The sequence below is a fragment of the Alteromonas sp. 14N.309.X.WAT.G.H12 genome, from assembly GCF_036697315.1.
Taxonomy (GTDB): domain Bacteria; phylum Pseudomonadota; class Gammaproteobacteria; order Enterobacterales; family Alteromonadaceae; genus Alteromonas.
In genome coordinates this window covers 35,650-55,857 of sequence record NZ_JBAHZB010000006.1, presented here as the reverse complement: position 1 = coordinate 55,857, position 20,208 = coordinate 35,650, and the positions used below count along the sequence as shown (strand labels likewise).

General features: G+C 45.4%; 21 protein-coding genes. 9 read left to right on the top strand and 12 right to left on the bottom strand.

Translation table 11 applies throughout. The annotated features are described in order from the left end of the window. Positions 1 to 47 precede the first annotated feature (47 nt). Both V5298_RS04415 and V5298_RS04410 read right to left on the bottom strand, forming a co-directional pair. Positions 48 to 995, bottom strand: coding sequence for a LysR family transcriptional regulator (locus tag V5298_RS04415; protein WP_332930262.1), 948 nt, complete (start codon positions 993 to 995; stop codon positions 48 to 50). 249 nt (positions 996 to 1,244) lie between these two features. Then, positions 1,245 to 2,840 carry an isocitrate lyase gene (locus V5298_RS04410; protein WP_332930261.1) on the bottom strand — a complete coding sequence of 532 codons (1,596 nt, stop codon included), beginning with the start codon at positions 2,838 to 2,840 and terminating at the stop codon, positions 1,245 to 1,247. 560 nt (positions 2,841 to 3,400) lie between these two features. Here V5298_RS04410 and V5298_RS04405 point away from each other — a divergent pair. Further along, entirely contained in the window at positions 3,401 to 4,843 is a 1,443-nt protein-coding gene (locus V5298_RS04405) for an alkaline phosphatase (RefSeq protein ID WP_332930260.1), read from the top strand. Between the two features lie 91 nt (positions 4,844 to 4,934). Here the strand turns inward: V5298_RS04405 and V5298_RS04400 are convergent, their stop codons facing one another. The 9 genes from V5298_RS04400 to V5298_RS04360 form a co-directional block, all read right to left on the bottom strand. Further along, positions 4,935 to 5,639: a VC0807 family protein gene (locus tag V5298_RS04400; protein ID WP_332930259.1), complete on the bottom strand. Its 705-nt coding sequence runs from the start codon at positions 5,637 to 5,639 to the stop codon at positions 4,935 to 4,937. Between the two features lie 45 nt (positions 5,640 to 5,684). Next, positions 5,685 to 6,224, bottom strand: a complete 540-nt coding sequence (locus tag V5298_RS04395) for a rhomboid family intramembrane serine protease (protein ID WP_332930258.1) — start codon at positions 6,222 to 6,224, stop codon at positions 5,685 to 5,687. A gap of 5 nt (positions 6,225 to 6,229) precedes the next feature. After that, positions 6,230 to 7,393, bottom strand: coding sequence for a glutathionylspermidine synthase family protein (locus tag V5298_RS04390; RefSeq protein ID WP_332930257.1), 1,164 nt, complete (start codon positions 7,391 to 7,393; stop codon positions 6,230 to 6,232). Between the two features lie 3 nt (positions 7,394 to 7,396). Next, a complete protein-coding gene (locus V5298_RS04385; RefSeq protein ID WP_332930256.1) occupies positions 7,397 to 8,008 on the bottom strand; it encodes a DUF1190 family protein in 612 nt (203 codons plus the stop codon). A gap of 15 nt (positions 8,009 to 8,023) precedes the next feature. Next, a complete protein-coding gene (locus V5298_RS04380) occupies positions 8,024 to 8,440 on the bottom strand; it encodes a DUF350 domain-containing protein (RefSeq protein WP_332930255.1) in 417 nt (138 codons plus the stop codon). Between the two features lie 12 nt (positions 8,441 to 8,452). Further along, positions 8,453 to 9,103 carry a YjfK family protein gene (locus tag V5298_RS04375; RefSeq protein ID WP_332930254.1) on the bottom strand — a complete coding sequence of 217 codons (651 nt, stop codon included), beginning with the start codon at positions 9,101 to 9,103 and terminating at the stop codon, positions 8,453 to 8,455. Further along, positions 9,104 to 10,159, bottom strand: coding sequence for a potassium channel family protein (locus V5298_RS04370; protein WP_332930253.1), 1,056 nt, complete (start codon positions 10,157 to 10,159; stop codon positions 9,104 to 9,106). It lies immediately after the preceding gene. A gap of 106 nt (positions 10,160 to 10,265) precedes the next feature. Beyond that, entirely contained in the window at positions 10,266 to 10,946 is a 681-nt protein-coding gene (locus V5298_RS04365) for a PspA/IM30 family protein (RefSeq protein ID WP_332930252.1), read from the bottom strand. 17 nt (positions 10,947 to 10,963) lie between these two features. Next, positions 10,964 to 11,353 (bottom strand): DUF2170 family protein, encoded by a 390-nt coding sequence (locus tag V5298_RS04360; RefSeq protein WP_332930251.1) that lies wholly within the window; start codon positions 11,351 to 11,353, stop codon positions 10,964 to 10,966. A gap of 182 nt (positions 11,354 to 11,535) precedes the next feature. On the opposite strand from V5298_RS04360, the gene V5298_RS04355 reads away from it, so the two are divergent. The 6 genes from V5298_RS04355 to secF all read left to right on the top strand — a co-directional run bounded on the left by V5298_RS04355 (position 11,536) and on the right by secF (position 17,573). After that, complete coding sequence (locus V5298_RS04355; protein ID WP_332930250.1) at positions 11,536 to 11,793, top strand: DUF6471 domain-containing protein; 258 nt, start codon at positions 11,536 to 11,538, stop codon at positions 11,791 to 11,793. A 269-nt stretch (positions 11,794 to 12,062) separates the two neighbouring features. Further along, positions 12,063 to 13,103: a tRNA preQ1(34) S-adenosylmethionine ribosyltransferase-isomerase QueA gene (gene queA, locus V5298_RS04350; RefSeq protein WP_332930249.1), complete on the top strand. Its 1,041-nt coding sequence runs from the start codon at positions 12,063 to 12,065 to the stop codon at positions 13,101 to 13,103. 138 nt (positions 13,104 to 13,241) lie between these two features. Then, on the top strand, positions 13,242 to 14,354 hold the full coding sequence (gene tgt, locus V5298_RS04345) for a tRNA guanosine(34) transglycosylase Tgt (RefSeq protein WP_332930248.1): 1,113 nt from the start codon (positions 13,242 to 13,244) through the stop codon (positions 14,352 to 14,354). A gap of 27 nt (positions 14,355 to 14,381) precedes the next feature. Then, positions 14,382 to 14,720, top strand: coding sequence for a preprotein translocase subunit YajC (gene yajC, locus V5298_RS04340; protein ID WP_332930247.1), 339 nt, complete (start codon positions 14,382 to 14,384; stop codon positions 14,718 to 14,720). A 54-nt stretch (positions 14,721 to 14,774) separates the two neighbouring features. Then, positions 14,775 to 16,619, top strand: a complete 1,845-nt coding sequence (gene secD / locus V5298_RS04335) for a protein translocase subunit SecD (RefSeq protein WP_332930246.1) — start codon at positions 14,775 to 14,777, stop codon at positions 16,617 to 16,619. Positions 16,620 to 16,631: 12 nt separating this feature from the next. Further along, positions 16,632 to 17,573 (top strand): protein translocase subunit SecF, encoded by a 942-nt coding sequence (gene secF, locus V5298_RS04330; protein ID WP_332930245.1) that lies wholly within the window; start codon positions 16,632 to 16,634, stop codon positions 17,571 to 17,573. Between the two features lie 65 nt (positions 17,574 to 17,638). Here the strand turns inward: secF and suhB are convergent, their stop codons facing one another. After that, positions 17,639 to 18,415, bottom strand: a complete 777-nt coding sequence (suhB, locus tag V5298_RS04325) for an inositol-1-monophosphatase (RefSeq protein ID WP_332930244.1) — start codon at positions 18,413 to 18,415, stop codon at positions 17,639 to 17,641. A gap of 201 nt (positions 18,416 to 18,616) precedes the next feature. On the opposite strand from suhB, the gene trmJ reads away from it, so the two are divergent. After that, on the top strand, positions 18,617 to 19,333 hold the full coding sequence (trmJ, locus tag V5298_RS04320; protein ID WP_332930243.1) for a tRNA (cytosine(32)/uridine(32)-2'-O)-methyltransferase TrmJ: 717 nt from the start codon (positions 18,617 to 18,619) through the stop codon (positions 19,331 to 19,333). Positions 19,334 to 19,344: 11 nt separating this feature from the next. Beyond that, positions 19,345 to 20,169 (top strand): serine O-acetyltransferase, encoded by an 825-nt coding sequence (gene cysE, locus V5298_RS04315; protein WP_332930242.1) that lies wholly within the window; start codon positions 19,345 to 19,347, stop codon positions 20,167 to 20,169. Positions 20,170 to 20,208 lie beyond the last annotated feature (39 nt).

Here is a 20,208-nt window from a genome sequence, read left to right as displayed (position 1 = left end):
ATTGTCATTAATTATATGAATGTTTATGGTGGTTGATTGCAATTGCATTATTGTTCACTGTTTATATCGGCGGCCACTTCACCAATGAGACGTCGAAGCCAGATATGTCCGGCATCGTGGTGTAGCAACGCACTCCATGCCATTTTTAGTGCAATAGGCGGGATGTCAAAGGGGGGATCTTTAACAATAACGTTAGGATCATCTTTGAATAATCGCGCCGCCTTGCTGGGTAATGTGGCGACTAAGTTCTGGGTTTTCGCAATTTGTAATGCCGCGTGATAGTGGCGAGTAAATACCCGTATGGCCCGTTGTTTTCCTATTTTCGTCAGTTCGGCATCCACCCAACCCAGCTTTTGTACTTCGTTGGGATCAATACCCACACCCACACCGAAGCCTGTTTTACTTACCCAGATATGATGGGTACTTAAATAGGCATCAAGATCCCAACGGGAAGCCAAGGGATGACTGGCGCTAAGGACACAGCTGAAACTGTCGTACCAGATTACCTTTTGATGGAAAGACAAGGGTAATTCGTCAAAGCGGTTGATGGCCATGTCTACTTTACCTTGCTCTACGTCGTGGAAGGTAACGTCACTCGGGGTAATTAAATCGAGGGTTATATTTGGCGCGACACTGCTTAATCGTCCCACTAGCTCTAATAACAGGGTACTTTCTGCATAATCACTGGTCATGATCCGGAATGTTCGCGCACTGCTGGCAGGATCAAAGTCGGTTTCAGGCTGAATGGAGCTTTCCAGTTTACTGAGTACATCCCGTATTACCGGTTGTAATTCCAGCGCTCGCTTGGTGGGAGTCATCCCTTCGCTGGTGCGCACGAGTAAAGGATCTTTAAACAAGTCTCGTAAGCGTTTAAGTCCATTGCTCATTGCCGGTTGGGTTATGCTCAATTGATTTGCTGCACGGGTGACACTTCCTTCCCGTAGTAAAACATCGAGATAAACCAAAAGATTGAGATCCACTTTGGCAATATTCATGTTTTAAATGCTCCAAATTAATATTATTTACTTTTGCTATTATAAAGACAGCTGAACAACATGTCAGATTGACTAATAGTCGCAGATTTTGATGGGAATCGGCACCTAAAGTACTGATACTTTAGTCTCAATGCTATATTAACAGAGGATTCATGAAGAATTTACGAATTTATATGTGAGTTTTTTGATAAACAAGCTGAATATAAAAAAGGCTCCCGGAGGAGCCAATATGACGTAATGAAAAAAAGATTACACGTCGAACTGGTTCATGGTGTTGTCTTCACCCGCTGCTTTAAGGGCTGCTTCACCAGAGAAGTACTCTTTATGTGTATCCCCTAAATCGGAACCCGCCATCGCTTGGTGTTTAACACAGGCTAAGCCGCCGCGCAGTTCTCTACGTTGAACGCCGCGAACATAAGCAAGCATGCCTTCTTCGCCGAAGTAACCTTGAGCAAGGTCATCGGTAGACAGTGCTGCCGTATGATAAGTCGGCAAGGTGATAAGGTGATGGAAAATACCGGCTTCACGTGATGCATCACGTTGGAAGTTCTGGATTTTTTCATCAGCAGCAATCGCAAGTTCGGATGAGTCATAGTCCACAGACATAAGTTTATCACGGTCGTAGCCAGACAGATCTTTACCTTCTTCTTGCCATTGATCGAACACTTGTTGACGGAAGTTAAGGGTCCAGTTGAATGATGGAGAATTGTTGTATACCAATTTCGCATCTGGAACTTCTTTACGGATCGCATTAACCATATCGGCAATTTGCTGTACATGGGGCTTTTCTGTTTCAATCCACAGTAAGTCTGCACCGCGCTGTAACGATACGATACAATCCAGTACCACACGGTCGAAACCGGTATTGTCACGGAATTTGAACAGGCCGTTTGGCAGACGAACCGGTTTCACCAATTTACCGTTTTGTTTTAATACCACATCGCCTTCGTCGAGGTCGTCGGTGCTGTTAACATCGCTGGTTTCTAAAAATGCATTGTATTGTGAAGCCAGATCACCAGGCTCTTTTGATACTGGGATCTTTTGCGTTAGACCTGCACCTAAAGAGTCGGTACGAGCAACAATAACGCCATCATCAACACCCAGTTCTAAGAAGGCATAACGAACCGCATTGATTTTCGCCAGAAAATCTTCGTGAGGCACCGTCACTTTACCGTCTTGGTGACCACATTGTTTGGCGTCTGAAACCTGGTTTTCAATTTGGATACAGCAAGCACCGGCTTCAATCATTTTCTTCGCGAGCAGATAAGTGGCTTCTTCGTTACCGAAACCGGCATCGATATCAGCGATGATTGGTACCACGTGGGTTTCAAAGTTATCGATTTTTGCTTGAATGGCGGCAACGTCACCGTTGTTCGCTTTAGCCGCATCTAATTGCTTGAATAAATCACCGAGTTCACGGGCGTCTGCTTGGCGTAAAAAGGTGTAAAGCTCTTCAATGAGTGCAGGCACGGAGGTTTTTTCGTGCATGGACTGATCTGGCAGAGGACCAAATTCAGAACGAAGGGCTGCGACCATCCAACCTGATAAGTAGAGGTATCTTTTGTTAGTCGTTCCGTGGTGTTTCTTGATGGACAACATTTTTTGTTGACCAACAAAGCCGTGCCAGCAACCAAGTGATTGTGTGTAGCTTGCGCTGTCAGCATCGTATTCAGCCATGTCACGACGCATAATGCCTGCAGTATACTTGGCGATATCTAATCCAGTTTTAAATTGATTCTGCGCCATCATACGCGCGGCATATTCTGGATTAATGCCTTCCCAAGCGCCTTTTTGCGCCGCTTTTAACGTTGCAATGGTATCGATGTCTTGTTGATATTGCGACATACAAGTCTCTCCCAATCTCTCTTTAAAATAGAATTTAGCGATTCCGCTGCACTGCGTTATCGACCGCTCAAAATCATCCTAGTGCCAGTTGCTTGATAAAAGAAATATATATCTATCATTTTCATCATAAGTAGCATGAATGTGGATTGAATGTTGATATGAAAGTTGACAGCTGGTTTTTCATGACGTGTGAGTTTGCGTTGAATTTAAAGCTGGCAGCTAGGACAAAGGTCGCCGATATATTGATAAATACAGTGATAGAAAACACCGTGAGTTGCCTTATGAAGGTGTGAGCCTAGGTCAAGTGCTGACTTTTTGGCACAAAAAATAACTGGGTATTAGGGGGGTGACCCGCCGATGGAAGGTGGCTTAATGGTATTCGCCATATAAATAGTGATGATTCAGGGCGGGCTAATTTAGCGTGGATATAAGACAGCCGATGGGGAAATGTGTCCTTTTTTGTCAATGGACGTTATTTCTTGATGTCTGTGGAAAATGGATTTGTTGGCGTTGTCGTTGTGTTTTACACTACGATTTCTTTTTCATCACGGAAAAAAATAATGCAAAAAAAATACAATGTATTATCACTATTCGCCATTTTGGTGGTTCAGGGGTGTACGCAACTGAACACAACGGATCTTGTTGGATCTGCAGAACAAACCAATATAACTGAACCTAAAAATATTATTATGGTTGTTTCTGACGGTATGGGGCCTGCCTATACCACTGCGTATCGTAATTTTGCTGATGATCCCGCAACGCCCGCTGTGGAGAATGTCGTTTTTGACGACATTTTCGTTGGCAATGCCTCAACGTACCCTGCGCCGGTATCCGGTTATGTGACCGATTCGGCTGCGGCGGCGACAGCGCTGGCTACGGGGGTGAAATCCTACAATGGCGCCATAGGTGTGGATGTCAACAAACTACCTGTGGAGTCTGTATTACAACGGGCGAAAAGACTGGGTATGCGTACCGGTGTGGCGGTGACGTCGCAAGTAAACCATGCTACGCCAGCCGCGTATATTGCTCATAATGAAAGCCGAAAAAACTATGATGCCATTGCTGATAGTTATTTTGATGACAGACTGAACGGCAAATTTGTCGCTGATGTGATGTTAGGTGGCGGGACTCAGTTCTTTGAGCGGGAAGATAGAGATCTGGTGGCAGAGTTTATCGACAACGGCTATGAATACGTGGATACCTATAATAAGTTGGCTACCTTGCCCGCTGGTTCAAACGTACTGGGCTTGTTTGCGCCTGTCGGTCTGCCAGCAGCATTGGATGACACGCGTCATCACCGCCTTTCTTATCTGACAAAAAATGCCATAAAACATCTTGAAAATGACAATGGCTTTTTCTTGTTAGTTGAGGCCAGTCAAGTCGATTGGGCCGGTCATAGTAATGACATTGCATCAGCAATGGCGGAAATGGATGATTTGGCTGCCACGATGAAATATTTAAAGCAATACGTGGCGGCACACCCAGATACCCTGGTGGTGCTGACGGCTGACCATAGCACAGGGGGCCTGTCCATTGCTGCAGACGGCAAATATGTGTGGGAGCCTCAATATATTCAACAAATGAAAGCCTCAGTGGCTATGGTTGCACATCGAATTGTTGATAGTTCAGATCCCATTGGGCTTGTTGAAGACCAGTTTGGTTTCACCTTATCCGATGACGAAAAAGCCCAAGTGACGGCGATTGCCACTATGGACGATAGTAAAAATCGGACCGCTGGATTGAAAACCCTGTTAGATAAGCGAACTAATACGGGCTGGACTACCAGTGGTCATACCGGTGTGGACGTAGAAGTGTTTGCTTTTGGTGCGGGTTATGAAGCTTTTGCAGGGCAAATCGATAATACCGACATCGCGAAGACCTTCTTTAAATACCTTGAAGACAATAAAGCCAATAGGAATGCAACGGAGCAAGACGCCGTTGAAGAAAGCAAAGATGCCGACGATGTTTGCGATTTCAAATCACAAATGCGTTGCCAGTCTTAAGTAACTAAAAAAGGGGCCTATGGCCCCTTTTGTTATTCTCAATGCTCCATCGGAAATAGCAGAGCGTTAATGCTAATTTTAGGACACGGATTTATTGATTTAAAAACGTATCAAGTTCTTCACCGGTAATTTTGCCAATTTGAGAAAACAAATACCAAAGGGCGGTGACAAGTAAAATCATACTTGGGATCACAATCACCGGATAACTCAGCATTGTCATTCTACCTAGTTCCTCGGTGTAGGCTGTGGTGCCAGGTTCGCTTACCAATATCATTTTGGCCAATAGGTAATTGAGTACCGATGATAAGAAAAATGAACTGGCAACAATATAAGAACTCACCGCAATCTTTTTCTTAAACTCTGCTTGTTTGCCTTTTTCATCCAAGGCTTTGTTAAGGTTATCCCAATTAATGATCTGGTCGTTAAGAATAAGCATTTTGACTAAGGGCTTTTTACTAAACTGAGTAATCAGCACCGCAAGACCAATCAATGCCGGTATAGTGGCTTCTTTGATAGCAATATATTCTGCAGGCAGTTTTAGCAAACTGATCCCACCGGTGAGAATGACGCTAACAATGCCCAAAATCGAAAAGCCGTTGATCTTTCCTGATTGTTTTAGATCCCATAAGCCATATACCACCGGGAAGGCAAGGGCGGCCACAATGCTCCAGGCGGGGCCGAGATATTCATCACCACTTGTATAGGACATGATGACAACGGGAATGACTATATTAAAGGCCAGGTTTCCGAAAAAGCCCTGATTTTGTTGTTTCTTAGTTTCGCTTTGTGTCGACATAGTATTCTTGCATAACTTTTATTAACGTCAGTATACGGGAAGGATTTATTTCACCCAAGCCCATGCGGCGATTAAGCCACCAATAAACCCGAATAAATGGTATTCAAAAGATACAAAAGTGCGGGTGGGTAAAATACCAAAAAGCATACCGCCGTATAGGATAGCCACAAGGACAGATATAATAATATAAGGTGCTCGCCGTGTTCTAAAGCCAGCCAGAAGGAGAAAGCCAAAGTAACCGTAGACCATTCCACTGGCGCCAATATGGACGGCCGAGCGACCAAATAGCCACACGCCGATGCCGCCAATCAAACAAATGGTTAGGGTGGTCAGCCAGAAGGTTCTATTTCCCCATTGCAAAGATAGCCATATAAAGAGTAATAACGGCACCAAGTTGGTCATCAAGTGCCCCGCAGAGGCGTGTAAAAAAGGGGCGGTAAATATATAGGGAAGATAAGGTAATGCTCGGGGCAACACGCCAAACTGATTTAAGCTGTTTGCGGTGAGCAGATTAATGACCTCGATAATAATTAACACCGCGGCGATGACGGCGAGTAATTTTAATTGATTTTTAATTTGTGACATAACCACTAGGCAATAATATGGGGAAGATAACGGGATAAATCCTGGGTAATGGCGGCATTATCTTCTCGAACTGAAATACCCGCAGGCATGTCGTCAACTAGCCAACTACCAATTAATGTATGATTATTATCAAAAACAGGGAGCGGGTTGTAAGCTTGAATAATATAGCCTTCTTCGCCATAAGGGCCATCGGATAGGCGGGTTTCCTGACCATCTTCTACCATAGAGATATTGGCCCCTTCACGGGAGAAAATGGGCTTTTTAATCCACTTCCCGGTGTTGTAATGGGTTGTGCTATCGGCAAAATAGGCCGGCAGTAGATTTGGATGATTGGGAAACATCTCCCACAACAATGGAAGTAAGGCCTTGTTTGATAACAGGGCTTTCCAAGGGGGTTCTAACCAGTGGGTATTGGCTTCATATAAGGCACTGCCGAAGGATTCCCTTAACATAAATTCCCAAGGGTAAAGTTTAAAGCAATCGGTGACGGGGTTATTGCGTAAATCAGTAAACACCCCTGTATCACCAAGCCCGATGTCTTCTACATAGATAAAGTCGGTGTGCAGTCCCGCCGCTTGGGCGCAATCTTGCAAATATTGTACAGTGCCTCTGTCTTCTTCAGTATCTTTACAACAGGTAAAATGCATTTGTTCAATGGCGTAATGTTGGCCAATTTCCACAAATCGCTGAATCAATTTTTCCTGCAAGGAGTTAAATTGATCACTGTGCCGGGGAAGTACAAGTTTATCTACTTGTTGCTCCAGCCATAGCCATTGCCAAAAGCCGGATTCATACAAAGAGGTTGGTGTGTCTGCGTTATTTTCAAGTAGCTTGGCCGGGTTTTTACCGTCATAAACCAGGTCGAGCCTAGAGTACAAGCTGGGGTCTCGTTCTTGCCAGGAATGGTAAATAAGATCCCAATGCTCAGGGGGAATACAAAAGCGATGAAGCCATTGTTCATCGTTGATGATTCGATCCACGGCTTCAAGGCACATTTGATGCAATTGGGCCGTGGGATCTTCGATGTGATTTTCGATTTGTGCTAAGGAAAATTGATAGTACGCTGATTCGTCCCAGTAGGGTTCGCCATACATCGTATGAAAGTGAAAGCCAAATTCTGTGGCTTGCTGTTGCCAATCACCACGTGGCGGAACCGGAATACGTAACACCGTCTAACCGCCCCAACTGCCAGAACGACTGCTGCTTCCCCAACTGGATTTCGCTCTTACTGAACTACCAAATCCACCACGACTTACCGTGCGGGTTACCGTGGGTTTAGGTTTATAAACAGAAGGGCTAACCTTGTATTTACGATTTCTAATATCACCATTAAAGACCTGGCCGTCCGCGGTTACCCAGCGAGAACGGAAAGACGAGTAGGGTGAATACGAGGTATAAATAGGCTGTGAATAGATGGGGCCGGGTGTTAACAATCGGCTGACCATATACCCGGCCATAAAGGGCATAAAAAAGCTATGACCGTTATTCGATACTTGTTGGCATTGATTGGGGCCAAATTCGTATTCGCAATCATGTTCAGAATTAAAGCGGGGGCTGGTACGCGCCGATTCCTGTAACGCGGTCTCGTAGGCGGCTTCACATTTCTCAACGGCATCGGGGAAGTCTGTTTTACAATCTTCCACCGAGGTGTAAATTTTGGCATCCTGGCGGTCATCGGCACAGCCACTGGCCATAATAGCGGCCACACCCACGGCTAAGGGTTTTAATGCGAATGCTTTACGCATTTTGCGAAGATCAATGGTTTTACTACGTTTGCGGGTCATGATTTGCCCTCCAAATCAGTAAGTCATACAGGCCGCGTTAAGCAGACCTACGGCGACAGACATGGCGGCAAGCATCACACCGGCAGAAACTTCATTATTACTGATCCGTTCTGCAATTTTAGGCATGAAAGTAAACCGAAGCAGTGCAAAGGCCACCGATTGGGCGATGATGGCAACGACGCCCCACAAGGCAAAATCCACCAGAGAAACGGCATTGGATGCCGCGCCAGATAAGGCGATAGCAAAACCGATGAGGGCGCCACCAAAACCCACTGCGGCAGCTACATTTTTATCTTCTTTGACCAGTTTCCATTCATCATGGGGGGTAACAAATGCATACAGTATTTTAAATATGAAAAGGAATAGAATAGAAATGCCGAAATACACGGCAAAGTTATCCAGTCCGGAAAGTGAGGTAATGATACTGTCCATGGTATGTCCTATTTAACCGTTGATGGTGATATCTGCAGGTTCAATATCGAACCCAGTACTAATAACTAGGCAGCGATCTGCATTGCTGCCTATGATTTTTTCTTCGCCTACAACCAATAGCGACTCTGTACGTCCATTTTCAATGGTCCGTTCGTACAACATCATAAACTGATCGGTGGTACTTACATCGCCATCTTCTTCATAGGTGGTTTCTGTAACCGCCACAGGCGGTGATACATCACCTATTGCATTCCAGACGCGACGGTATTTGTGCCCGTTAAGGGTATAAGTTGGTTGGGAAATAACCGTGTTTAATACCTTATCCCACTGGTCCTGAGAGCCAATGGTTTGGGTATCATAAAAATACCATAATTTGACATCGGTAATGTGATTTTCCGTGTCACCGCCATCAAGCACAACCTGTAAAAAACCGTCGTCATCAGTGTAGAAACGACGCAAGGTGCCGCCGCTATCAAGGGGGGCGTTACCCACCGCTTGAATGAGCTGGGAGCGCGCTGCGCCTTCAATGGTGAGTTGTGGCTCGATAAGCGTTAATTTTAAATCATCTAATTCAAAAGAGCCGCCTAAATACAGCCCCATAATTTCAGGTGCCTGAGGTTTTTTGGCTTGTGTCTTTTTTTTGCCAAACCACTTGCTGAACATTTATCGTGCTCCTAATACTTGCCAATCAATATTATTCAATCGCCGTTCTGCAATATAAAAAATGCGGTCTGTGCCGTTCAGTTCTTCGGCGTTTGCCGGATTAAGTACCAGATTTTGATATATCCCTTTGGGGGCATAACCAATAAGAATGGCATCGTAATGCTTTTTCATGTTGGTAAATACCACCTCAAACGGCAGGGCAGTAACGCGTTGTGGAATGTCGCTGGAAAATTGTGCCTGGCCTTCATCAACACTGATTAAATCGTGATGCAAGATGCTGGAGCCCGGATCAAAGGCCGCTTTGGCTAGCATTTCGACGGCTACAGAAGGCGTGCATTCTACCTTAGGGCAATGCTGTTGAAGTAAACCCACTAAGGTGTCGTCGGTAAAATAGGCCACTTTATGGGCATCCGGATTGCGTTTGTTGCAATACAAGGCGGTGGTTAAGGTGACATCGTCCTGCGGATTGTCAATGAGGATGGTTCTTGCCTTGGCAATATGGGCTCGATCCATATCTTCATCGCGATTAAAGGAGTCAACTTTTACAAAGTCAATTCTATCGGGCAGGGGGTTTTGTATATCAGCTTTAACGCACAATACGATAGCCGGTTTATCCGCTAGGGCATCTCGTTCTTTTAAGAGTAAATCAAGGAGTAACAAGGTTTTCTTTTCGTTCCACCCTATCACTAAAATATGCTGCTCCACGTGTACAGGTTTCATACCTAATAACCCTCGTTTCCAATGATAACTTACCCAGGCGGCGATGCGACCCACAACCATGGCGAAAATACTTAATCCCACGGGAATGATGAAAAGTGCGACAATCAGTTTTCCAGCCGAAGATTGGGGGGAAAGATCACCATAACCGACGGTGGATGCTGTCACGGCCATCCAATAAATAAAATCAATATTGTCCGTTAACGCATGCTCGCCCGCCAGATAGAGTAAAATCCACGCCAGAAAACCATAGGCAAGCGCAAAAAGAACAATGGTATACCAGCGAGATTCGGAGAAATATCGCAGCATCAATTTACGGATGACGACCCAAGTTGTCATAGTGAGACGTATTGTCCTGATTCAGTCAGAGTATCTAAACGACGCTAAAGTAAATTTAACCGCAAGTCCAATAGAAAGGACGCAAAGATGCGTCCTTTTACCTATTTTACTTACCCAGTATACGACTGAGTTCGTCATCTGCAGAGCTTTTACCTCCGGCGATGCCGGCCTCAGCTAAGCGTTTTTCCAAATCACTGCTCGATTCATCGGCAGCGAGTTCTTCAGCTGCTTGTAATTCCGCGTTACGCTGATTTTGCTTTTCCTGAATGCGGGTCAAGGATTCGGTGGCCGTTTTCATTTTGCTGTTGGCCCCTAAATGACGGGAAGAGACCGCAACTTGTGCTTTTTGCACACTTTCGGTGGCCTTTACCATGTCAACTTGTTGCTCCAGTCTGCGCAGATTCGCTTTGGCTTGTTGAATGTTCTGAGCTAACTGCTTTTCTGACTGTTTAAACTGATCAAGGTAAGTTTGCTCCTGTTCTTGCTCGGCTTTTAAATCAGCGACCTTCTGGGCACAATCTAAAGCGAGTTGACGATCAGTATCGATGGCTTTGCGCGCATGGGCTTCATATTCAGCAATGGATGCACTAAAGCTATCAACTTTTTGTTGTGACAGCTTACACTTGGCCAGAATTTGTGTGCGGGCATGATCAGATTTACGCAACTCTTCTTTTGCTTCACGTATTTCCTGTTCTAAAATTCTAATGGCTTGACTGTCTGCGACAGCCTGAGCAGCTTCATTTGCGCCGCCTTTTATCGCGGTGACTAATTTTTTCCAAACAGACATTCGCTTCTCCTAATAACTTATTTCAGATGAGATTCGTAGGCATCGAGAAATGAGGCCACATTCTGAAACAATGTTTCGACTTCAATAACAACACTTTCAGGCTTGGATTGGGCACTGAGTGCACCGAACGCCGTGTAGTATTCATCACCACCAATGCTGGAAATACCCACCGTTGTCAGTGGGAAGATCATATGTGTTGATAGAATTTCATGATCCAACGCGGACTTGTCTTTTACGGCCGAGGCTGGAAATAACAGACTTTCAACGAGAATTTGTTCTCCACTAATCGCTAACCAGGCGTCAAGACCGTCCTGATTGGCGATGAGAAGACAACCTTGTTCACGGGTAATGACAAAGTCATCGTGTTCTTTCAAGAGGGATTCAAGCTTTTCCAGATCCCACGTCATAGCGTTTCTCCTTTATAATTGAAGCGAAAATGTCGATACCACTGTAGACGACTTGATCCGTGTTCGACAAGATTCACGAGGCTAGTGTAGACAGATGGGGCTAAAGTAGTCAATAATCAATACCTCATTTATGTGTAAAAAAGTGTGTTTTTGTAAATTATAACTCACAAATGGTGATTATTTTGACATCGAAAAATAATTGGCGACAACTTGTGGCCCGTTTAGTCAAGGCGGAAATGTCGGTAAGGGGTGTAAAATATCAAGGATTGAGTGAACGCCTTGCCGAGGTGGGCGTTAAGCAAAGTGCAGATAACCTGCGCAACAAAGTAAATAAAGGTATTATGGGGGCCGATTTGTTTTTGCAGATAATGATGGTACTGAATGCCCGTACCTTGTCGATGCAGGATGTTGAAGATATTCTCAACGATATGGATGCCTAGAAAATATACCGTGAAATGCTGCTTGTGTATGTCGCGGTAGGGATGAATGTCACGGAAGCGTGCTACGGACAGCAATAAAAAAGCCCGGTAAAAAATACCGGGCCGAAAATAGGATTCGTTTGGGAGAACATCATCACTATCTGTGACGGATCGTACCTGTTATAGCACCTGCCGTATATTTATTGTACGTATACCTAAAGGTATCTACGTATGAAAAACAATACCAACGCAGTCTGCACGTTTTTAATTTATTGATTTTGAAGTGAATAATGAAATTATCTGATTTCAGTTTTGAACTGCCTGAATGCCTAATTGCGAAATATCCAGCTGAAAAACGCCGCGCCAGCCGTCTACTGTGTTTGTCTGGTAATACGGGAATGGTGCGGGATATGCAATTTGCACAAATGTTGTCGCTGGTGGCGCCCGGCGATTTACTGGTGTTCAACAATACCCGTGTGATCCCAGCACGACTTAAAGGGAAAAAAGACACGGGCGGACAAATTGAAGTTCTGGTGGAAAGGATCCTAGACAACAACGAAGTGCTGGCCCATGTACGTGCCAGCAAGGCCCCAAAAGCGGGTACCCAGTTGATCCTTGAATCGGCACTGCCTGTAACCGTCATTGGTCGACAAGGGGCCTTGTTTGTATTGAAGTTTGATACCCCAATGCCGGTATTAAGTGCACTGGAAAAATACGGTCATATGCCGTTACCACCATATATTGATCGGGCGGACGAAAATAGCGACAAAGAACGTTATCAAACGGTGTATAACCAAAAGCCAGGTGCTGTGGCAGCTCCCACCGCAGGGCTGCATTTTGATGAAGATATGCTCACCGCGTTACGGGAAAAGGGCGTGAATTTGGCGTTTGTAACCCTTCATGTGGGCGCTGGCACCTTCCAGCCGGTGCGAGTGGAAAATATTCACGAGCATGTGATGCATTCAGAATATGCTGATGTGCCTGACGAGGTGGTGCAAGCCGTACTGGCGACCAAACAGGCGGGTAAACGGGTGATTGCTGTGGGAACCACTTCGGTACGTTCCCTTGAATCGGCGGCATTGGCGGCAGAAAATGCCTTAATTGCTCCCTATTGTGCCGATACGGACATCTTTATTTACCCAGGATTCAATTTTAAAGTCGTGGATGCCATGTTTACTAATTTTCACTTACCTGAATCCACCTTGATGATGCTTATTAGCGCCTTTGCCGGTAGAGAAAATGTGATGAAGGCATATGAACATGCCATCGCAGAAAAATACCGCTTTTTCAGTTATGGCGATAGTATGTTTATTGAGCGTAAGGGCAACTAAGTGTGCCCTTTGCGGTTAAATCACGTTCAAGAACGTTGCAAGGCATGATCTAGTTGCGGAAACTGTTATAATCCTCGCCAATATTAATCCAACCGTGTTGCGTTAAGTGCGACCGGCGTTTTTAGGATAACGAAGTTAATGCAATTTGAACTATTAAATACTGACGGAAAAGCCAGACGCGGTCGTTTGGTTTTTGATAGAGGTGTGGTGGAAACCCCCGCTTTTATGCCTGTTGGTACTTACGGCACAGTAAAAGGAATGACACCGGAAGAGCTTGACGAAAGCGGTGCGCATATCTGTTTGGGCAATACCTTTCACCTGATGCTTCGTCCGGGAACCGGTATTATAAAGCAACATGGCGATCTCCATGATTTTATGCATTGGGATAAACCCATACTTACCGATTCTGGTGGTTTTCAGGTGTTTAGTCTCGGTGATTTACGTAAGATCACGGAAGAAGGGGTTACCTTCCGTTCGCCGATAAACGGTGAGAAAATCTTGCTCACCCCTGAAAAATCCATGGAAGTACAGCGAGATCTGGGCTCAGATATCGTCATGATTTTTGATGAATGTACGCCTTATCCTGCCACCGAACAGGAAGCGCGAATCTCAATGGAATTATCGTTACGCTGGGCCAAACGCAGTAAAACCGCTCACGAAGGAAACCCTTCCGCCTTATTCGGTATTATCCAAGGGGGAATGTACGAAGGACTGCGCGATGTGTCTTTGGCCGGTCTGGAAGACATTGGCTTTGATGGTTACGCCATCGGTGGGTTGTCTGTGGGCGAACCCAAAGAAGACATGATCCGCATTATCGATCATACTGCGCCTAAAATACCTGACAATAAACCCCGTTATTTAATGGGCGTTGGTAAACCTGAAGATATCGTAGAGGCTGTACGTCGGGGAATCGATATGTTCGATTGTGTTATGCCAACACGAAATGCCCGTAACGGACACCTGTTTGTTACCGATGGGGTCGTTAAGATCCGTAATGCCAAGCATCGCAATGATACATCGCCCCTTGATGAAAAATGTGATTGCTACACTTGTAAAAACTATTCCCGTTCATATCTCCATCATCTTGATAAGTGTAATGAGATACTGGGCGCCAGACTGAACACCATTCACAACCTGCGTTATTATCAGAGGGTAATGCAAGGCTTGCGGGATGCAATTGCAACTGACAGTTTGGATGCTTTCGTCGCGGAATTTTACGCACAAAAAAATATGCCGGTACCGGCGCTATAATTAAAACGTTTAAAAAATGAGGATACTATGAGCTTGTTTATTTCTGATGCTTACGCACAAACCGCCGGTGGCCAGTCACAAGGTGGCGGCTTTGAAATGCTCATTATGCTGGGTGTGTTTGGTTTGATTTTCTATTTTTTACTGTATCGCCCCCAAGCGAAACGGGTAAAAGAGCATAAAAATCTGATTTCTTCTTTAGGTAAAGGGGATGAAATTCTGACGCAAGGTGGTTTAGTTGGTCGTATTACTAAAGTTGCTGATGATAAAGATTTCGTTGAAATCGCCCTTAACGATGAAACCCATATTGTTATTCAAAAAACATCTGTTTCCGCCGTGCTGCCCAAAGGCACCATGAAGTCGATCTAAGATTTACTACCCGTGCCGGATAGTGATCCGGCACGTAGGTAAAAGGAATTTCTTGTGTTAAATAAAAATTCTATCTGGAAAGTGCTACTGGTTATTCTAACCATCGGTCTATGCGGCCTGTATGCACTTCCTAATATATACGGTGAAGACAATGCTGTTCAGATTTCAGCAGGGCGGGATGCAACCGTTACCGAACAAATGGTAACTCAAGTTGAACAGACCCTGGCAGAAAATAGCATTACACCAAAAAGTGTTGAATTTGAGGACAATCAAATTCTTGTCAGGCTTACCAGCAGCGACGCGCAATTAAGAGCGCGAGAATTGTTGGAAAAAGAACTGGGCACAGACTATTACGTGGCAATGAATCTGGCCGCAGATACCCCCGATTGGCTGGAAAACCTAGGTGCATCACCTATGAAATTGGGCCTGGATTTACGTGGTGGGGTTCACTTCCTTATGGAAGTAGACATGAGCGAGGCGATAAAAAAATCCCTCGAAGATGCGGAAAATGGTTTTAGAACCTCGTTACGGGAAGAAGGCTTGCGTTATCGCACCGTGACTCAACGGGATGATTACGTGGCAATTCAGTTTCGTGATCAGGAAACCTTGGAAAAGGCCGAGTTTTTTCTACGCAATCAAAATCGTGATCTAACATTTGAAGAAGAAGCGGATTTGGTGCTTAAAGCCTCATTTTCAGAGTCAAAACTGACCGCCATTCGTGACAACGCCGTTAAGCAAAATATCACCATTATCCGCAATCGGGTAAACCAGTTAGGTGTGGCAGAACCGGTTGTGCAAAAACAAGGTGCTGATCGCATCGTTGTGCAATTACCGGGTATTCAAGACACCGCACGAGCAAAAGAAATCTTGAACGCCACCGCAACGTTGGAGTTCAGAATGGTGGATATGGACCATGATGTCACTGATGCGATTAATGGTCGTGTACCAGCGGGTGCTCAGTTAATTAACGATCAGGAAGGTCGCCCACAATTGCTTGAAAAGCAAATTATGCTGACGGGTAACCATATCACAGATGCAAACAGCGGCGTGGATGAATACGGCATTCCGCAGGTGAATATTTCCCTTGATTCAGAAGGTGGCAATAAGATGTCCCGGGCGACGCGAGGCAATATTGGCAAGCCTATGGCGACAGTGTTTATCGAATACAAATCGACTGGAGAGCGAAATGCTGAAGGCAAACTTGTGTTTGAAAAACATGAAGAAGTCATCAGTATCGCCACCATTCGTGCCCAGTTAGGTAGTAGCTTTCGTATCACTGGGTTAGATTCGCCGAAAGAAGCACGAGATTTGGCGTTACTCCTTCGTGCTGGTGCACTCATTGCCCCCATTCAAATTGTAGAAGAGCGTACTGTAGGTCCAAGTCTTGGAGCCGAGAACATTGAGATGGGCATGCAAGCCATTGTGTGGGGTCTGGTGGCTGTGCTTGTTTTCATGACGGTGTACTACAAAGCCTTTGGCCTGATCGCAAATGTGGCACTTCTTACTAACTTGGTGGTTATTGTGGGTGTCATGTCCATGATCCCAGGTGCAACCCTTACCTTACCGGGAATGGCAGGTATAGTCCTGACGGTGGGGATGGCTGTGGATGCCAATGTGCTTATCTTCGAAAGGATAAGAGAAGAAATACGTGATGGGCGTTCGCCTCAGCAAGCGATTCATATGGGATATGACAGTGCATTTTCAACGATTATGGATGCCAATGTCACGACCTTGATTGCCGGCATGATCTTGTTCGCTGTTGGAACAGGGCCTATCAAAGGGTTTTCAATTACCCTGATGATTGGTATTGCCACATCTATGTTTACGGCCATTGTCGTTACTCGCATGATCACCAATGCTGTTTGGGGCGGTCGTCGAGTGAATAAACTGCCCATTTAAGGAACCCTTTTTATGCAGTTTTTATCGTTAAATCATACGGTCAACTTCATGCGGTTGCGTTTTGTAACCATGATCTTGTCTACCATTCTTATCATTGGTTCCATTACCGCTCTTGCAGTAAATAAGCTTAATTGGGGGCTCGACTTTACGGGGGGAACCCTGATTGAAGTCGGCTATGATCAATCTGCTGATCTGGAAGCTATCAGAAGTGAGCTTGCTAACGCGAACTTTATCGATGCCGTGGTCCAGAATTTCGGTAGTAGCCAAGATGTGCTTATTCGTATCGCGCCGCGGGAAGGAGTCAAAGCCTCGGTTATCGGTGAGCAAGTGCTAACTGCATTGCGCTCAAAAGGCGAAACCGTGGAAATGCGTCGTATCGAGTTTGTTGGCCCGCAAGTGGGTGAGGAGCTTACCGAGCAAGGTGGTTTAGCCATGCTGGTGGCGCTTATCTGCATCTTAATTTATGTGGCTATGCGCTTTGAATGGCGTTTTGCATTAGGCTCTGTCTCAGCATTAGTGCATGACGTCATCCTTACTTTAGGTTTATTTGCGTTTTTTCAAATCGAGTTCGACCTTACGGTATTAGCCGCGGTGCTAGCGGTAATCGGTTATTCTTTGAATGACACCATTGTGGTCTTCGACAGAATACGAGAGAACTTCCGTAAAATCCGTAAAGGTGAGCCGGTGGAAATTGTGAATATTTCACTGTCGCAAACGTTAAATAGAACCATCATTACGTCTTTGACTACCGTATTGGTGCTGGTGGCACTATTCTATAAGGGCGGCGCGCTTATTCATGGTTTTGCTACGGCGCTATTATTCGGTATTGTTGTGGGGACCTATTCTTCCATTTATATTGCCAGTTCTGTGGCATTGGCGTTGGGGATCAGCAAAGAAGATCTGATGCCACCACAAGTGGAAAAAGAGGGTGCTGATTTAGATCCACTGCCTTAAGTTTTTGCAGAAATAAAAAAAGGTCGCATTTGAAGCGACCTTTTTTTGTGTTTAACTCGGTAAGATTATTTCAGGTGTTTAACCAAGCTTTGTACGACCCTGGGGCTACCGGCTACAATTTCACCTTTATACATAGGATCGTTATTACCGACAAAGTCTGTTACCAGACCACCGGCTTCCCTTACCAGTAGTTCGCCTGCAGCAATATCCCAGACTTTGATACCCCGTTCCCAGTAGCCGTCCATACGACCGGCAGCCACATAAGCCATATCCAATGCTGCACTACCACCACGGCGAATATCACCACATTCGCGGAAGATCCTGTTTAAGCTAAGGGCAAATTCACCAAACTGGGCCTTTTCTTTAAAAGGCAGGGCGGTGGCTAAAACGGTTTCAGATAAATCTTTTGGTTTCGTTGTGCGAATACGGTAGCCATTTAGCTGTGCACCTTGTCCACGGCTGGCGGTAAATATCTCACTGCGGATAGGGTCAAACACTACCGCTTGGTCAAGTCGACCTTTGTGCAATAGTGCAATGGAAACTGAAAAGTGTGGGATACCTTTAATAAAATTGGTGGTGCCATCCAGAGGATCAATGATCCATTGATATTCCGTGTCGGCGCCGTGGGTTTCGCCACTTTCTTCGCCAAGGAAACTGTGATCAGGGTAGGATTGCTGAATCTTGTTGATAATGGCTTGTTCAGCTTCTTTATCAATTAAGGTGACATAATCGTTAACGCCTTTCGTTTCTTTCGTCAGATCGCTACGATTTTCAAAACCGCGAAGGATAATTTGTCCGGCAACACGCGCAGCGCGCACCGCAATATTCAGCATAGGATGCATAGTTAAACCACCAATTGTAAAAGATCAGAATATACGCAGTATGGATTTTAACCACCTGCGTTAAGAAGCGCGCGAAGTTTAACAGAGCAAGTAAAATATGCAATCACATTTGCATTAAAAAGGGGAGCAAGATGGGTAAATAGCTATCAACAGGGCGGTTGTGCTATCATCCGGCACCGAAATATAGGTGAAGGGTTTTCTATGCTGGATAACATTAAAATCGTACTGGTTAACACGTCTCACACTGGCAATATTGGATCAGCGGCACGGGCGATGAAAACCATGGGGCTAAGCCAACTTTGTCTAGTTGATCCGGTAAAAGCACCTGACGGGCATTCCAGTGCACTTGCCGCCGGCGCCGGTGATGTGCTGGCGAATGCAAAAATAGTGGACACCTTGCAAGAGGCTGTTGCCGATTGTGGTTTGGTGATTGGTACCTCTGCCCGTTCACGGACACATTCATGGCCTATGCTTGAACCGCGTAGTTGTGGTCGTAAACTGATTAGCGAAGTTAAAAATTACCCCGTGGCGTTGGTTTTCGGCAGAGAAAATAACGGTCTTAGTAATGAAGAACTGCAACAATGCCATTTTCATGTTTGTATTCCTGCTAACCCTGATTACAGTTCGTTAAACCTCGCAGCCGCAGTGCAAACCTTATGTTACGAGGTAAGAATGGCGTTTCTTGAACAAAAAGAGGTGCCAGATAGCAAGGAAGAAGACTATCCCTTAAATGAAGATCTAGAGCGTTTTTATACCCATCTAGAATCCACCTTAAGTAACTCAGGATTTATTGTCAAAAATCACCCGGGAATGGTGATGACAAAGTTACGTCGGTTGTTTAATCGGGCTCGTCCTGAATCTCAGGAATTGAATATACTTCGCGGGATTTTGTCCTCCATCGACAAAGCCATCAAATAAAGGAGAGCAGGGTGTTTTCACGTATAAAAGAAGACATTGGCGCCGTTTTTCATCGTGATCCTGCGGCTCGCACCACCTTTGAGGTGTTAACTAATTACCCAGGTCTCCACGCGGTATGGTTACACCGTATCAGCCACCGCTGTTGGCAGGCGGGTTTTAAGTGGTTGGCCCGCAGCCTATCTACCTTTAGTCGGTGGCTAACGGGTATTGAGATCCATCCAGGTGCGACGCTGGGCCGCCGGGTTTTTATTGACCATGGCATGGGCGTGGTAATTGGAGAAACCGCCATTATTGGCGATGACGTGACCTTGTACCATGGGGTGACGTTGGGCGGAACCAGCTGGAAAGCAGGTAAACGCCATCCGACTTTAGAAAATAATGTGGTGGTGGGCGCCGGTGCCAAGGTGTTAGGCCCCATTGTCATCGCACAAGGGGCAAAAATAGGCTCAAACTCGGTGGTAGTAAAAGATGCACCTGCAGGGGCAACAGTGGTTGGGATCCCCGGTCGCATTGTTAGCTCCGGTGAAAACGCTGTGCCGCCTGAACAATCCCAAAAACGTCACCGTATTGCACAAAAATATGGTTTCGATGCTTACGCTGTATCCCCGGACAACCCGGATCCTGTGGCTAATGCCATGGGGGTGATGCTTGAACATATTCATCATATGGATTTAAAAGTAGAAGAGTTGTGTGGTGTTATTCAGAGCCTTGGCGGCAATGTGTGCACAGACAATTTACACGCAATCAAAGCCGAAGATTTTGCCAATACGGGCCTTGATCCTGTGATGCCTAAATCGAAAGATGCCGAATTAGATCAGTTCGATCCAAAAATTTAATTGCAGTGATGGGTAAGGGAATTGACTCGGTATACTAGT